The organism is Robiginitalea rubriflava (assembly GCF_052540725.1).
In genome coordinates, this window is record NZ_CP199309.1 from 1,007,598 (window position 1) to 1,021,300 (window position 13,703).

Consider the following 13,703-nt stretch of genomic DNA (forward strand, 5'->3'; position numbering starts at 1 on the left):
GGTACTTTTACGCCTGTGGTATACCCTGTAGACATAAACGGAGAGGCCATGGAACTGCATCCATGGGGAGCTTTGTTTTGGAAAGACCGAAAATTGCTGGTGATCAGCGACGTACATCTTGGAAAAATAATGCACTTCCGTAAATACGGAGCGGCGGTACCACAGGCAGCCATATATGAGAATTTTAAGCGCCTGGATGTGTTGTATCAGACCTTCCAGCCCGAGACTATTTGTTTTCTGGGAGACCTGTTTCACTCCCATATCAATAAAGAATGGGAACTGTTTGAACAGTGGGTAAGCAACTGCCCTGCCGCATTAGAACTGATAGTGGGCAACCACGACATTATTTCCCCTCTCAGGTATGAGGCCCTGGGTGTGCGTCTGTACAAAGAACTGCAAAGAGGACCTTTTACTTTTACCCATCACCCTACAGACTCCACAGCTGGCTTTAATATTTCAGGACATATACATCCGGCGGTCAGACTGGGGGGCCATGGAAGGCAACGGCTCAGGCTTTCCTGCTTTTTCCTTCGCCAAAACCAGCTTATCCTGCCCGCCTTTGGAAATTTTACAGGCTCACACGTGCTGGAACTCACTGCTACAGATCGCGCATTTGCCCTTGCCGAAGAAGAGGTGATCCCCGTAAGCAGTTAGAAAAAGTCATTAAATACCCTTGAAAATTGCCCGGGCGCTCGCTTAGTCCTATTTTTGCACAAAAAATTTGCCTTGAGTATTGCACTCATCCGGGAGACGATTTCACAGGTTCCAAAGTTTGGAAATCTGCAGGAACTTATTGCCCAAAATGGAGCAGTAGCAACATTAAACGGACTCTCCGGATCTTCCCTTTCCTTTGTCATTTCAGAAAGTTTTAAAAGGGCTGAACGCCCCTTTCTATTACTGCTTGAGGATAAAGAAGAAGCAGCCTATTACCTGAACGACCTGGAAGAATTACTGGGAGACAAGGATGTGCTTTTTTATCCCGGGAGCTACCGCCGCCCGTATGAAATAGAAGAAACCGACAACGCCAATGTACTGCTGCGGGCCGAAGTGCTGAACCGCATCAACTCCCGAAAAAAACCCGCCTTAATCGTTAGCTACCCGGATGCGGTGTTTGAAAAGGTAGTTACCCGCAAGGAACTGGAAAGAAACACCCTGAAACTTAAAACCGGGGATGCCATATCCCTGGATTTCCTCAATGAAGTCCTTTTTGAGTATCATTTCAGACGGGTAGATTTTGTTACCGAACCAGGAGAGTTTTCGGTTCGGGGCGGGATAGTGGATGTCTTCTCCTTCTCCCACGATGAGCCGTACCGCATTGAATTTTTCGGGGACGAGGTAGACAGTATACGAACCTTTGATGTAGAGACACAGCTGTCTTTGGAAAAGGGAAAGAAAATTTCCATTATCCCGAATGTGGCTAATAAGGTGGTTCACGAATCGCGGGAGAGCTTTCTCAAATACATCTCAGCAAACACCGTGGTTTTCCTGAAGCATCCAGACCTTAGTTATCGCATTCTGGACCAGCTTTTCCAAAAGGCAGAAGAGGCCTTTGCCAAACTACCGCAGGAGCTCTCACATGCCACCCCCGAAAAACTCTTTATGAATGCCACCCTGTTCCAGGCAGATTTAGCTCCCTTTACAAGGGTTTTACTGGAAAACCGTACTGAGAATGCAAATATCGGGTCACATTTGCAATTTGACGTCAAGCCCCAACCTGCTTTTAACAAGCGCTTTGAATACCTTCTGGAGACACTGGCGGAAAACCACAAAAAAGGCCTCAGAAACTTCTTGTTTTGTTCCTCACAACAACAGGCACAACGGTTTCACGACATATTTGATGAAATAGGTAAAAGCGTCCCCTACACTACAATAGTGATGGCCCTGTACCAGGGGTTCCAGTCAGAAGAACTGGGTCTTTGCTGCTATACCGACCACCAGATCTTCGAACGCTACCACCGCTTCCACCTTAAGAATGGTTATGCCAAAAAGCAGGCGATCACCCTGAAAGAGCTCAATAAACTTGAGATAGGCGATTATGTGACCCATATTGACCATGGGATCGGCAAATTTGGGGGTTTGCAGAAAATTGAGGTGGAAGGAAAAAAACAGGAGGCCATTAAACTGATTTACGGAGACCGTGACATCCTCTATGTCAGCATCCATTCCCTGCATAAAATTGCCAAGTATAACGGAAAGGACGGGGCCGTTCCAAAAATTTATAAGCTGGGGTCCGCAGCCTGGAAGAAACTCAAGCAGAAAACCAAGTCGCGTGTCAAAAAGATTGCCTTTGACCTGATTCAGGTTTATGCCAAAAGACGGCTGCAAAAAGGGTTTCAATACGCACCGGACAGTTACCTGCAACACGAACTGGAAGCCTCCTTCCTCTATGAGGATACTCCGGACCAGAGCGCCTCTACAGAAGCCATAAAAGCAGATATGGAAAGTGAAAGGCCTATGGACCGCCTGGTTTGTGGCGATGTGGGCTTTGGGAAAACAGAAGTTGCCATACGTGCAGCGTTCAAAGCTGTGGACAACGGCAAACAGGTGGCCGTACTGGTACCCACCACCATCCTGGCCTTCCAGCATTTCCGAACCTTCACCGAACGTCTGAAGGAAATGCCCGTTAGTGTAGACTACCTGAACCGCTTCCGAACGGCTAAAGAACGTAAAACCGTACTGGAAGGCCTGGGCAGCGGATCGCTTGACATCGTTATCGGCACCCATCAGCTGGTGAATAAACAAGTCGTATTTAAAGACCTGGGGCTGCTGATTGTGGACGAAGAACAAAAATTCGGGGTGGGGGTAAAAGACAAACTCAAAGCCCTGAAAGAAAATGTGGATGTACTGACCCTTACGGCCACCCCTATCCCCAGGACGCTGCAATTCAGCTTGATGGCGGCCCGGGATTTGTCTGTGATCAATACCCCTCCTCCCAATCGGTACCCTATTGAAAGTGAAGTTATCCGGTTTAACGAAGCCAGTATACGCGATGCCATCCATTATGAAATCCAAAGGGGCGGGCAGGTCTTTTTTGTACACAACCGCATCGAAAATATAAAAGAGGTAACAGGGATGTTACAACGGCTGGTGCCGGATGCCCGGATCGGCATCGGGCACGGGCAGATGGAAGGCCGCAAGCTGGAACAGCTCATGCTGGCCTTTATGAAAGGGGAATTTGATGTTTTGGTCTCCACTACCATCATTGAAAGCGGCCTGGATGTACCCAATGCCAATACCATACTGATTAACAACGCGAACAATTTCGGCCTGAGCGACCTGCACCAAATGCGGGGTCGGGTAGGACGCAGTAATAAAAAGGCTTTTTGCTATTTTATTACCCCACCCTACGATGTCATGACCCCTGAGGCCCGCAAAAGGATTCAGGCTCTGGAGCAATTTACCGAACTGGGCAGCGGGTTTAATATCGCCATGAAAGACCTCGAGATTCGGGGTGCGGGAGACCTCCTGGGTGGCGAACAGAGCGGTTTCATCAATGAAATAGGCTTTGAAACCTATCAGAAAATACTGGCGGAGGCCATTGAGGAATTAAAGGATAATGAATTCAGGGATCTCTATAAAGATCAGGAGGCTGAGGATAAGAAATACGTAAAAGACACCCAGATAGATACTGATTTTGAACTGCTTTTCCCGGATACTTATATCAATAGTATTTCCGAGCGTCTGTCTTTGTACACCCAGTTGAATGAACTGAAGTCTGAGGATGAACTGGACGAATTCGAGCGACAGTTAAAGGATCGTTTCGGGCCACTTCCGGAGCCGGCCGAAGACCTTCTGAAGTCTGTTCAGCTTAAATGGATGGCCGCTGCCATAGGGCTGGAAAAAGTGGTGATGAAACAGGGTAAATTTATAGGGTACTTTATTTCGGATCAGCAATCTCCCTTTTACCAGTCGGCACGTTTTAACAAGGTACTGCAGTTTGTCCAGCTGCATCCGGGAAAGCTGCGAATGAAAGAAAAACAAACCCGTAACGGGCTCAGGCTTTTACTCACCATGGAAGGCGTGACCACTATAGATAAAGCACAAAGGGCCGTAGCTCCATTATACCGCGAACTCATTCCCGTAACAGAACCAACAGAAACTTAAAGAGGTCTTAAGACATACCTATAAAGACTTTAAGTCCTTGATAACCGTAAAAGCAGTATCTACCTGTGATTCATCTACCAGGATGGTAAACTCATTTGTGGTGGAGATAACTTCATATAGTACGATACCCTCCCAGGCCAGTCGCTGAAAAATAAAATAGTAGATTCCGGGCACGGAGACATTCTCAGCCGGTAGTTTAACGGTTATAGACGCCAGGTTCTCGGCTTTCTGCGTAAGCCGTTCTCCCCCAAACTGCTTTTCAATCAGGGAATCCAGACTATTGCTGACCACAATATTCAATTCATTCACACCCCTGGAAGATGTATAAAAGATATCCGTATGCCTGTTGATTTCTTCCAGTAAACGGGTTTGCTTTTCCAGGATGCTATCGGAAACCAGGAAGGTAAAATCGGTTAGGGAGGACCTTACTGTAATCTCGCCTATATTTTTCAACACCTTCACAATCCTGTGGGTAGCCCGAAATTCAAGGTCGTCGGAAAGCCTTTTGAGGGCCATTACAATTGCGCCGTTGCGAACTTCCTTCCCCAAATGCGATTCAATCTCAGGTTTGATCCGGCGCGACAGGGAGGTCAGGTTGATAATCCCCTGGGCCAATGCAGTTTGCAAGAAGGGTTTCTTTTTTATGTAGCCTTCCACTACGGAAGATATGGTCTTCATCTTTTAAATTTGAGTCAAAATTAACAAGTTGTTATATATAAAACAAATTATTAAAAAAAGTAGAAGGCATCCTTTATATGATGGATCTGATGGCCCGTAGCCTTTAAAATCACCTGTATAATATCGAAGCGGATTTCAATCTTGAAGTCATTTTCCAATGCGAAATGATCAGCCGCTGCAATAAGTCGCCTGATTTTGATTGCTGTAATGCTCTCGGAAAGGCTTTCGTAAAACCCTCCGGTACGTGTTTTTACTTCCAAAATGACCAAAAATCCTTCCCCACTTGCAATAACATCAATTTCGGCCTTTCTGTAACGATAATTCCGGGCAAGGATAGTATATCCCTTTTCTTTGAGATACGCCACTGCCAGGGCTTCCCCTTTATTGCCCAACATGGTAGTGGAATCGGTAGTCATACAATGGGTAATTGTGAAAATTTTAGGTAATTCATCGAAAAAAAGTGGTATTTCCCGCAATTTTTGATCAGAGACCGTAATTTAACATGTAGTACAACGAAAAATCTTTCAACACCATACTAAGTGGTTTGTTAGTGCGTTAAGAATTTGCCCCTAAACACATGAACGTTCTTAAAGCCTACAACAACTATGGAGTACTTCGTGAATTGTAATACGGCGCCCTTGTCGCTGTATATCACCCCATTAGATCGAACGAGGGTGGAACATCTTTACCGGCGCCTGGGGTTCAGCGCATCGGTAGCTACCGTAAATCAGGGAATCGGACAGAGTGCCAATGCCCTGGTAGACAGTATTATTAACCAGGCATTAACCCTTCCGCCCCTGGCAGCACCTGCCTGGGCAGACTGGAACCGCGACAATTACCCTGCTGACGATGATGCCGCAAGGCAACTGGCCCGGACTCAAAGGGACACCTGGAGACTGGACTATACCCGGGAAATGCTTTCCAATAACCTAAGGGACCGTCTGAGTTTTTTCTGGAGCAATCACTTTGTAACCGAGCTCGATGTCTATGACAGTCCCGGTTTCCTATACTATTATATCAATTGTCTGCAACGCAATGCCCTGGGGAATTTCCGGACATTTGTAAGCGAAATAGGCCTTACCAATGCTATGTTATTTTATCTGGACGGGGCCTACAACAACGGAGATAATCCAAACGAGAATTACGCCCGTGAGCTCTATGAGCTTTTTACCCTTGGCGAAGGAAACGGATATACTGAAGAGGATATCATTGAAACGGCCAAGGCCCTGAGCGGCTACACAGAACGCGGGGATGTCCAGTGGACCCCGGTAACTTTTGATCCTACAGCCTTCGATGCCGGACCCAAGACGATCCTGGGGCAAACCGGGAACTGGGGATACGACGATGTCCACAATATCCTATTCCAGCAGCGACCCAATGAGATAGCACAATTCATTTGTAAGAAACTCTACCAGTTTTTTGTCCACCCGGATGCAGATGATGATGCCGGGAACGCCCAGGCAATCATTTCGGAAATGGCCGGTACCTTTATTGCAAATAATTTTGAAATCGCTCCGGTTTTATCCCAGCTCTTTAAGAGCCAGCACTTTTTTGACGATGATGCCATAGGGGTAATCATCAAGAGTCCATTTGATATCTACCTAAATTTTATTAATGAAACGAACTTTACTTTTGACGATACAAATCTTTCATTTGCCATAGAGTCGTCCCGACTTCTGGGTCAGGAACTTTTCGACCCCGTAGATGTGGCAGGTTGGCAACGCGACCGCAGCTGGATCAATACGAATTTTATGATTGGCCGCTGGCTCACCAGCGAGGTGATGATTCAGGGATTTTTTGCAGATAACGCGGAACAATTCCGAACCCTCGCTATGGATGCCGTGGGGCCAGCAGACAGCAGCACCAGCAACCCGGAAACTGTGGTTCGGGCCCTTGTAGACAAATTTTTGCCTAAAGGGTTGCTTACAGCCCAGGATTTCGAAAATGCCATGGATGTATTCAAAATTGAGGATATACCCGAGAATTACTACGGCTCGGATTATATAGCCGGTGGTCTGGGGTTATGGATTTTGTCCATCAGCCCGGAAGTACCGCAGCAGGTATTCCTCCTCTTAATGCATCTTTCCCGTCAACCTGAGTTTCAATTAAAATAATCCCTACGACTATGTGCAACAATCATATACACTTCCCCAAAAATAATTCTGAGATTCACGATCAGGAACATAAGTTCTGGAGCCGGCGCTCTTTCTTACAGGCCCTCGGTATAGCAGGGTCCGGGTCCATGATGCTGGGCAGCAATATGCTAACAGCCTCTGCCCCTTCACCGCTAACGGCGGCTATTGCAAACGCCCCCAGCGATGGTATCCTGATCCTGATCCGCCTCTCGGGTGGAAATGACGGTCTCAGTACTGTTATCCCCATTGAACAGTACGATACCTATGCCAATGCCAGGCCCAACATTTATATTCCGGAGAGTAAGGTTTTGAAACTTACGGATGAGTTCGGGATTCCATCCTATATGCAGTCCCTTGAGGAAATGTGGGGGGAAGGTGCCTTTAAGGCTGTCCATGGGGTCGGATATGAAAACCAGAGCCTGTCCCATTTTACCGGCTCTGATATCTATGCCAATACGGATTTGACCACTACCGGTTTCAGCGGTTTGGATACCGGATGGATGGGTCGCTATTTCGAAAACATTTACCCGGATTACCTGATTAACCCACCGGCTGCCCCGGCAGCCATCCAGATCGGTAATTTCGGGAACCTGATATTCCAGGGAGAAGAAACGAATTACGCCTTTGTTACCTCCAACATCAACCAGCTGGAAGAAATAGCTGAAACAGGACAGCAGTACAGTCTGGACCCGATGCTTTTCGATGGTTGTATGTACGGAGACCAGGTGAAATTCCTCAGAGGTGTTGCCAATACAACCTACGAATACTCCGGGCTGATTCATGAAGCCTATGAGCGCGGGCAGAACCAGGTTGAATACCAGGACAACGGCTTTGCCCGGCAACTGGCCCTGCTGGCACGACTCATCAAGGGAAATCTGGGCACCAAGGTATACATGATCTCCATGGGAGGTTTTGATACTCATGGTAACCAGCCCCTGGCACACGAAAGGCTGATGACCAACCTTTCTGTGGCCGTGAAGGATTTCTACGATGACCTGAACTTTACACAACAAGACGATAAAGTATTGAGCATGACCTTCTCAGAGTTCGGAAGGCGAATCTTTGAAAACGGTTCAAACGGAACAGATCACGGAAAGGCAGCACCTACCCTGTTCTTCGGATCCGGACTGGAAGGCAGTGCCTTTGTGGGGGAACATCCTTCTCTGGAAGACCCCAACAGCCGTGGAAACCTCGAATATACTATGGATTTCAGGGACCTTTATGCTACCGTTCTGGCTGAATGGCTTTGTGTCCCTATCCCTCTGGTAGAACAACACCTGCTCGGACACCCATATAACCCGGTAAACCTCGGGTTCAATTGTAGCGGAGTCGATTTTCCTGATATTGCCTATAATGATGATCCACCCACTCCTCCTGTCTATCCGGACGATCCGAACGCGGCTCCTCCAACTCAGGAAGAACTGGACGCCATTGTACACAGGCCTTTTTACCCCACTGAGGAAAATCCATTCATACATGTGGAGCTTCCTTTCAGCGGTCATGTGGATATTACCCTTTTCAACATTCTGGGACAAAAGGTTGCTACCCTTTATAACGAAATGATGTTTGAAGGTAGCCTGGATCTGGATGTGCGTGCACGCGTACCCAGACATCTCGCAACCGGAAAATACATCTACAGGATTGATGTACAGGACCGAAGGCTGGCCAAGTCTATCATGGTTTCCTGACCCCAATACCTTAAGATTAATGCCCTCGGACACTGGACGCCCCGGATATTCTTATCTGTCCAGTGTCCCGAGGGCTTTTCTTTTTTGCAGCTGCTTGTAGGCCACCTGTAAAATTGGTTATTTTTGTGGCTTAATAAAGCAATTTATGTCTGCAGCCCGGCGCCCTTATCAGAGAACCACTATTACAGCAGCCCTGCCCTACACCAATGGCCCTATTCATATCGGGCATCTGGCCGGGGTTTATGTTCCTGCGGATATTTACAGCCGGTACCTGAGGCTCAAGGGGGAAGAAGTTTTGTTTATCTGTGGGAGTGACGAGCACGGAGTGGCCATCCCCATGAAGGCGAAGAAAGAAGGAATCAGCCCAAAGGAGCTCATCGATAAGTACCACGGAATCATCAAAAAGTCTTTTGAGCAGTTCGGGATTGCTTTTGACAATTACTCCAGGACTTCTGCGGAGATCCACCACCAAACGGCTGCTGAATTTTTTACCAAACTCTACAAGCAGGGAGATTTTATAGAAGAAATAACCGAACAACTGTTCGATCCTGAGGCCGGGCAATTCCTGGCCGACCGTTTTGTAGTGGGAACCTGCCCGAGATGCGGGCATGAAGAAGCCTATGGCGACCAGTGTGAGAATTGCGGGTCTTCCCTTAACGCTACCGACCTGATCCAGCCACGCTCGGTCATCAGCGGGGCAACCCCGGTTCTGAAAAAGACAAAACACTGGTTCCTCCCCCTGGATCGCTCTGAAGATTTTCTGCGGGAATGGATACTGGAAGGCCACAAAGACGATTGGAAACCCAATGTTTACGGGCAGTGTAAATCCTGGATTGATGAGGGACTCAAACCGAGGGCTGTAACCCGTGACCTGGACTGGGGGATACCGGTCCCTCTGCAAGACGCCGAAGGCAAGGTCCTTTATGTATGGTTTGATGCGCCCATTGGGTATATCTCCTCCACCAAAGAATGGGCAGCCCGGGAAGGAAAGGACTGGGAGCCTTACTGGAAGGCTAAAGACACTCGCCTGTTGCATTTTATCGGGAAGGACAATATTGTTTTTCATTGTATTATTTTCCCTTCCATGCTCAAGGCCCACGGGGATTTTGTCCTGCCCGAAAACGTCCCTGCCAATGAATTCCTCAACCTGGAGGGCCAGAAATTATCCACCTCCAAAAACTGGGCGGTATGGTTGCACGAATACCTGGAGGATTTTCCCGATATGCAGGATGTGCTCCGGTATACCTTAACAGCCAACGCCCCGGAAACCAAAGACAATGACTTTACCTGGAAAGACTTTCAGGCTCGCAACAACAATGAACTGGTTGCTATATTCGGGAATTTTATAAACCGTGTGGGCGTACTTTCACAAAAATATCTCAAAGGTCAAATCCCAAGTGTTGGTGTGTTGACTGAATCTGACCAGAATACGCTTAATGAACTAAGGGAGTATCCTTCCCGTATATCTGATTGTCTGGACCGTTTTCGATTTCGGGAGGGATCACAGGAACTGATGAACCTGGCCCGCCTCGGGAACAAATACCTGGCAGAAGAAGAACCCTGGAAAGTCATCAAAGAAGATGCAGAGCGAGCCGGTATTATTTTGCGTATTGCCCTGGAGGTCGCAGCTGGCCTGGCCATACTTTGCGATCCCTTTCTCCCATTTACGGCTATAAAACTCAAATCACTGCTGAACTTTGAACAACTCGGCAGCGCACCCGACTGGGCAGCGGTGGCAAAAGATCAATACTTACTTCCCGAAGGCCACCTGCTGGGAGAAACCAACCTGCTTTTCCGTAAAATAGAAGATGTTGAAATACAAAAGCAGCTCGAGAAACTGGAAGCGACCAAAAAACAAAACGAAATGGAAAATACAATTGCAGCCCCCCAAAAGGAAACTATCAATTACGAGGATTTTTCAAAGATGGACCTGAGGGTAGGAACCATCCTGGAAGCCGAAAAAATGCCCAAAACCAAAAAACTGATGGTGATGAAAGTAGCAACCGGCCTGGACGAGCGCACCATTGTTTCCGGTATAGCGGAGCACTTCAGCGCCGAAGAATTGATTGGGAAGCAGGTCACCGTCCTTATAAACCTTGCCCCCCGACCACTAAGGGGAGTAGAAAGCGAAGGGATGATCCTTTTGGCAGAAAATGCCGAAGGAAAACTGATTTTTGTGGGTCCGGAGCAGGCGGGAGCAGAAAATGGAGCCATCATTTCCTGATGAATCCTAAATCCCAGTAACCCGGTGTCCAAACAGAACCACAGATTGGGGATCAGATGTTAAAAATAGCCTACCACCCCATTTATAAGCATCCTCTCCCGGAAGGGCATCGATTCCCGATGCAGAAGTATGAATTGCTGCCCCAACAACTGTTGTATGAAGGCAGCTGTACGGAGGACAATTTTTTTGAACCGGGCCTTCCGGAGGATGCCGATATCTTACGAGCACATACCCCGGCCTACTACTCGGACCTCAGGGCGGGAAAGATTCCGGCGCGGGCTATGCGTAAAGTAGGGTTTCCCTGGAGCGAGGCTTTGGTACTGCGGGAACGTATCATTGCTGCAGGCACTATCCAGGCCTGCCATTTTGCTTTGGATTACGGTGTATCCATGAATATTGCCGGAGGTACCCATCATGCCTATTCCGATCGGGGGGAGGCCTTTTGCATGCTGAATGATCAGGCCATTGCCGCGCATTACCTTCTGGCCAAGGGCCTGGCCCGCAGAATTCTGATTCTGGATCTGGATGTACATCAGGGCAATGGTACAGCAGAGATTTTTAGAAATATTCCGGAAGTATTTACATTTTCCATGCATGGTAAGGCCAATTACCCCTTTAAAAAGGAAATTTCAGATCGCGATATTCCTTTGGAAAAGGGTACAACAGATGGTCCCTATTTGCAAATACTGCAGGAACAATTGCATGAATTGTTTAAATTACAGCAACCTGATTTTGTTTTTTTCCTCTCCGGGGTTGATGTTTTGCAAACCGATAAACTGGGTACGCTTGGTTTAACCCCTGAAGGTTGCCGGCAGCGGGATATTATGGTTTTTGAATGGTGCCACAACCACGGTTTACCCGTAGTTTGCAGTATGGGAGGCGGCTATTCCCCCCAATTAAGTACCATTGTTGATGCGCATGCCAACACTTTCAGGATTGCGGGGCAGGTCTTTTTCTGATTTTATTATATCTGATGGAAAAGCCTTAGTTTTCAGCTTGAAATTAAGAAGCCTTATTCGTAACTTTATTTGAAAATATTATATGCTTACCAAACAAGTTGAAAAAGCCCTTAACGACCAAATCCGGGTGGAGGCAGAATCTTCCCAGGTATATCTTTCAATGGCTTCCTGGGCGGAAGTTAAAGGACTGGAAGGAATTGCCCAGTTTATGTACAAGCACTCCGATGAAGAGCGCATGCACATGCTAAAATTGATAAAGTATGTAAATGAACGTGGCGGACATGCCATTGTTACGGACCTCAGTGCTCCAAAAACGGAATACGGCAGCTTTCAAAAACTCTTTCAGGAATTATACGAGCATGAAATATTTGTTTCCAACCAAATAAATGAATTGGTACATGTAACCCTGCAGGAGAAAGACTACGCCACCCATAACTTCCTGCAATGGTATGTTGCAGAACAAATAGAGGAAGAAGCCCTGGCCCGTACCATTCTGGACAAGATAAAGCTGATTGGAAATGACAAGGGTGGTTTATACCTGTTTGACAGGGACGTGCAACAGATCACAGTAGACAGTGCTGCTTCTGATACCGGGGTTTAAAATGTTAAATCTTATTTAGATTAATTAAAAATTAAAACTGTTGCTTATTTTTGCTTTGGAGATAAGCGGCCATGGGAAAGAAAAAACCAAAAAAACCTTCCAAACAACTCAAGATCCGGAATAAAAGGATTGAAAAACTCCTTGAAAAGGATTGCAACCTGCAGAATTGCAAGTCCAAATGCTGTAAAAAATTCAAGAAGTGCGAAAGTCGTCGATGTAAGAAGTGCCCCTGTACAGACCTTTTGCAACTCCTTGAAAAAAATACAACGCTTCAAAAAGTGGCCTGAACCTACAAGGCTGGACCCCCACCTTTTATAATTTCAGTCCCTGAGCTTTATTTCGGAAGGTTGCTGCCCAATGCCAGCAATCTGTATTCAGCAGAAGAATTTTCAAATCCCTGCCCTAATTTATCGGCATCAGTGCCAAACTGAAGATAGTAGGACGCCTGCAGGTAGTAATAGTCTCCGTGCTCACAGGCGGCGTTGCACTGGAGCTGGTGGGCCGAATAGGCTTTCCCTTTAGCCAGGAGGTATATCTTGTAAGCCGCGGGTCTTTTGGCATAGAGTTCGCTCTCATAACTTCGCTGATCCCTCCAGAAATCCAGTTCTTCGGTTTCCCCGCCAAAAGTAATTTGTTGTTCGTAAAGCGCATCGTGCTGGCCCTGATTATCAAAGAAGTGGAAATCGTCCCGTTGTGAAAGCAATTGCTGGCCATAAGCCTGATTGCAGCCTAAACCGAAAACCAACAGCCAAAGAAAACAGCGGCTCAACATCACTACGGCATTTTTGAATTCTGGGAGAAAATACTCATATATAAGGTACAAACTCCCGTACCAATGGCATAAAAAAAGGGGCTATCCGCCCCTTTTATCGATAAATAACCCGGTTGTTATTTACCAAGCATCAGCAGTTCGGTACATTTGACCTCGGTAACGTATTTCCGCTGCCCTTCAGCGGTATCATAACTTCGATGAATCAGTTTGCCTTCAATAGCCACTTCCTTTCCTTTTCCGAGATAGTTTTCAACAATTTCAGCAGTTTTTCCCCAGGCTACCACCTGATGCCATTGGGTATCCGTCACCTTCTCCCCTTTCGTATTTCTGTACGTTTCATTGGTGGCAATTGAAAATTTTGCCATTTTATTCCCACCATCCAGATTCAATACCTCCGGGTCCTGACCTAAATTTCCAATTAGTTGTACTTTGTTTCTGAGTGCATTCATTTTTACATTGTTTGATGTTAACTGTTCTATTTTTCGGTTTTCATCCGTCTTTCAAACTTATGGGGCTGTCGGGTAAATACACGGTTATTAAAT

Annotated in this window: 11 protein-coding genes; 7 read left to right on the forward strand and 4 right to left on the reverse strand. The window is 46.9% G+C overall.

Translation table 11 applies throughout. The features are described 5' to 3' along the window. Positions 1–15 precede the first annotated feature (15 nt). Both pdeM and mfd read left to right on the forward strand, forming a co-directional pair. On the forward strand, positions 16–654 hold the full coding sequence (gene pdeM, locus ACT6NU_RS04680; RefSeq protein ID WP_445383303.1) for a ligase-associated DNA damage response endonuclease PdeM: 639 nt from the start codon (positions 16–18) through the stop codon (positions 652–654). 72 nt (positions 655–726) lie between these two features. Next, complete coding sequence (gene mfd / locus ACT6NU_RS04685) at positions 727–4,104, forward strand: transcription-repair coupling factor (RefSeq protein WP_445383304.1); 3,378 nt, start codon at positions 727–729, stop codon at positions 4,102–4,104. A gap of 18 nt (positions 4,105–4,122) precedes the next feature. Here the strand turns inward: mfd and ACT6NU_RS04690 are convergent, their stop codons facing one another. Then, a complete protein-coding gene (locus tag ACT6NU_RS04690; RefSeq protein ID WP_445383305.1) occupies positions 4,123–4,782 on the reverse strand; it encodes an aspartate kinase in 660 nt (219 codons plus the stop codon). 50 nt (positions 4,783–4,832) lie between these two features. Next, positions 4,833–5,198: a YraN family protein gene (locus ACT6NU_RS04695; RefSeq protein WP_445383306.1), complete on the reverse strand. Its 366-nt coding sequence runs from the start codon at positions 5,196–5,198 to the stop codon at positions 4,833–4,835. 189 nt (positions 5,199–5,387) lie between these two features. Between ACT6NU_RS04695 and ACT6NU_RS04700 the strand changes: the two genes are divergently transcribed. From ACT6NU_RS04700 to ACT6NU_RS04720, 5 genes are all read left to right on the forward strand, one after another. After that, positions 5,388–6,896: a DUF1800 domain-containing protein gene (locus ACT6NU_RS04700; RefSeq protein ID WP_445383307.1), complete on the forward strand. Its 1,509-nt coding sequence runs from the start codon at positions 5,388–5,390 to the stop codon at positions 6,894–6,896. 11 nt (positions 6,897–6,907) lie between these two features. Further along, positions 6,908–8,605, forward strand: a complete 1,698-nt coding sequence (locus ACT6NU_RS04705; RefSeq protein WP_445383308.1) for a DUF1501 domain-containing protein — start codon at positions 6,908–6,910, stop codon at positions 8,603–8,605. 145 nt (positions 8,606–8,750) lie between these two features. Then, positions 8,751–10,829, forward strand: a complete 2,079-nt coding sequence (gene metG / locus ACT6NU_RS04710; protein WP_445383309.1) for a methionine--tRNA ligase — start codon at positions 8,751–8,753, stop codon at positions 10,827–10,829. Positions 10,830–10,885: 56 nt separating this feature from the next. Beyond that, complete coding sequence (locus ACT6NU_RS04715; protein ID WP_445383310.1) at positions 10,886–11,788, forward strand: histone deacetylase family protein; 903 nt, start codon at positions 10,886–10,888, stop codon at positions 11,786–11,788. Positions 11,789–11,870: 82 nt separating this feature from the next. Beyond that, entirely contained in the window at positions 11,871–12,389 is a 519-nt protein-coding gene (locus ACT6NU_RS04720; protein ID WP_445383311.1) for a ferritin, read from the forward strand. A 334-nt stretch (positions 12,390–12,723) separates the two neighbouring features. Here the strand turns inward: ACT6NU_RS04720 and ACT6NU_RS04725 are convergent, their stop codons facing one another. Beyond that, positions 12,724–13,161, reverse strand: a complete 438-nt coding sequence (locus tag ACT6NU_RS04725; RefSeq protein ID WP_445383312.1) for a hypothetical protein — start codon at positions 13,159–13,161, stop codon at positions 12,724–12,726. A gap of 116 nt (positions 13,162–13,277) precedes the next feature. Then, complete coding sequence (locus ACT6NU_RS04730; protein WP_445383313.1) at positions 13,278–13,610, reverse strand: single-stranded DNA-binding protein; 333 nt, start codon at positions 13,608–13,610, stop codon at positions 13,278–13,280. Positions 13,611–13,703: the final 93 nt, after the last annotated feature.

What these genes read in the sequence shown, in the direction of transcription:
- ACT6NU_RS04730 (WP_445383313.1), bottom strand. Translation starts at nt 13,610, where the DNA reads ATGAATGCACTCAGAAACAAAGTACAACTAATTGGAAATTTAGGTCAG.
- ACT6NU_RS04720 (WP_445383311.1), top strand. Translation starts at nt 11,871, where the DNA reads ATGCTTACCAAACAAGTTGAAAAAGCCCTTAACGACCAAATCCGGGTG.
- ACT6NU_RS04705 (WP_445383308.1), top strand. Translation starts at nt 6,908, where the DNA reads ATGTGCAACAATCATATACACTTCCCCAAAAATAATTCTGAGATTCAC.
- ACT6NU_RS04715 (WP_445383310.1), top strand. Translation starts at nt 10,886, where the DNA reads ATGTTAAAAATAGCCTACCACCCCATTTATAAGCATCCTCTCCCGGAA.
- ACT6NU_RS04695 (WP_445383306.1), bottom strand. Translation starts at nt 5,198, where the DNA reads ATGACTACCGATTCCACTACCATGTTGGGCAATAAAGGGGAAGCCCTG.
- metG (WP_445383309.1), top strand. Translation starts at nt 8,751, where the DNA reads ATGTCTGCAGCCCGGCGCCCTTATCAGAGAACCACTATTACAGCAGCC.
- ACT6NU_RS04725 (WP_445383312.1), bottom strand. Translation starts at nt 13,161, where the DNA reads ATGTTGAGCCGCTGTTTTCTTTGGCTGTTGGTTTTCGGTTTAGGCTGC.
- ACT6NU_RS04690 (WP_445383305.1), bottom strand. Translation starts at nt 4,782, where the DNA reads ATGAAGACCATATCTTCCGTAGTGGAAGGCTACATAAAAAAGAAACCC.
- ACT6NU_RS04700 (WP_445383307.1), top strand. Translation starts at nt 5,388, where the DNA reads ATGGAGTACTTCGTGAATTGTAATACGGCGCCCTTGTCGCTGTATATC.